Raw genomic sequence first — 1,896 nt, 5'->3', positions numbered from 1 at the left:
GCCGAGAACTGGCCCAGGGAACTGGGGCCGATCAAGAACCTGAAAGACGTGAAAGTAGTGTGGGACGCTACGCTGGCGAGCGACAAGCCCGGCGTGCACAAGATGCAGCTTTACGCCTCCGATTACGCCACGCTGAGCATCAATGGCAAGCAGGTCATGGATGTGTGGCGCCAGGGCTGGAATCCCTGGTATCACAACTTCGAAGTGAAGTTCGAGAAGAACAAGCCGGTCAAGCTGCACCTGGAATGGAAGCCGTCCGGCGGCATGGTCGCCATCACCCACAACGATCCGCTGCCTGATGCGGAACGCCGTTCGCTCACGCTGTCTTCCGACATCGCACAGGGCATCGATTATTACGTGGTTCGCGGTGACAGCATGGACAAGGTCATCGCCGGCTATCGCCACCTGACCGGCCAGGCGCCGATGATGCCGAAGTGGGCTTACGGCTTCTGGCAGTCGCGCCAGCGCTACGAGACGCAGCAGCAACTGCTGGACACCCTGCACGAATACCGCCAGCGCCAGTGGCCGCTGGATAATATCGTGCAGGACTGGTTCTACTGGCCGGAAAACGCCTGGGGCTCGCATGACTTCGACAAGGTTCGCTTCCCCGATCCGAAAGGCATGGTGGATGAAGTTCACCGCCAGCACGCTCACATCATGTTGTCCGTATGGGGCAAGTTCTACGACACCACGGCCAATTACAAAGAGCTGCTGGAAAAAGGCCATATGTGGACCAGGAACGTCGAGAACGGCGCGCTGGACTGGGTCGGGCCGGGATACAAGAACACCCACTACAGCCCATACGCTCCGGAAGCGCGTGACATCTACTATCGCCAGATGAAGCACAAGCTGGTGGACCTGGGTTTCGACGCCTGGTGGATGGACAATAGCGAGCCGGATGTGCTGTCCAACTCTCGTCCCGCCGACTTCAGGAAGCTGATCGGCCCGACTATTTACGGCGCCGGCGAAATCACCTACAACTCATACAGCCTGGTGCATACGCAAGCGCTGATCGACGGCCTGCGCCGCGACCAGCCGGATAAGCGCCAGTTCATCCTGTCGCGCTCAGGCTTTGCCGGCATCCAGCGTAACTCCGTGGCGGTGTGGAGCGGCGATGTGGCCAGCCGCTGGAGCAATCTGTATGAGCAGATTTCGACGGGCGTGAACTTCTCCATGTCCGGCATTCCGAACTGGACGCACGATATCGGTGGCTATGCCCAGGAGAACCGTTACCAGTACGGCGATCTCGGCTCGGCCCAGGAAAACCGCGGTACAACCGGCGCAAAGATCGATCCGGCCGACCTGAAGGAGTGGCAGGAACTGAATCTGCGCTGGTTCCAGTTCGGCGCCTTCTCGCCCTTGTTCCGTTCCCACGGTGAAGTGGTGAAGCGCGAAATCTACAATATCGCGCCGGAAGGCTCGGAGATGCGCGATTCCATGGTCTGGTACCTGAAGCTGCGCTATCGCCTGATGCCTTATATCTATGCAACCGCGTCCGATACCTATTACAACGCCGGCACCATCATGCGCGGCCTGGTGATGGACTTTCCGGGTGATGAGCGCGTAAAGGACATCAAGGACCAATATCTGTTCGGCCATGATTTGTTGATTGCTCCGGTCTACACCTACGGTGCACGCGAACGCAGCGTCTATCTGCCGCAGGGCGCCAGCTGGTATGACTTCAATACCGGTGCGCTGCACAAAGGCGGCAGCACCGTTACCGTGGCGGCTCCGGCAGCACGCATTCCTGTCTTTGTGAAGGCGGGCGCCATTGTGCCGACTGCGCCGGTCAGCCAGTACGTCGACGAACATCCCGACGCGCCGATTACCCTGCAGGTCTTTACCGGCGCCGACGGCCAGTTCAGCCTGTACGAAGACGACGGCGTCAGCCTGGGT

The 1,896-nt window shown here is 59.8% G+C and carries 1 protein-coding gene; it reads left to right on the top strand.

From position 1 onward, the window contains the following. Positions 1 to 1,896: TIM-barrel domain-containing protein (locus AB4Z11_RS30540; RefSeq protein ID WP_442029769.1), on the top strand; the 1,896-nt coding region annotated here is incomplete at both ends.

Source organism: Pseudoduganella sp. RAF53_2 (assembly GCF_052113985.1).
GTDB lineage: Bacteria > Pseudomonadota > Gammaproteobacteria > Burkholderiales > Burkholderiaceae_D > Rugamonas.
Note: the sequence above shows the minus strand (reverse complement) of the source record. Positions and strands in the feature narration are given on the sequence as shown.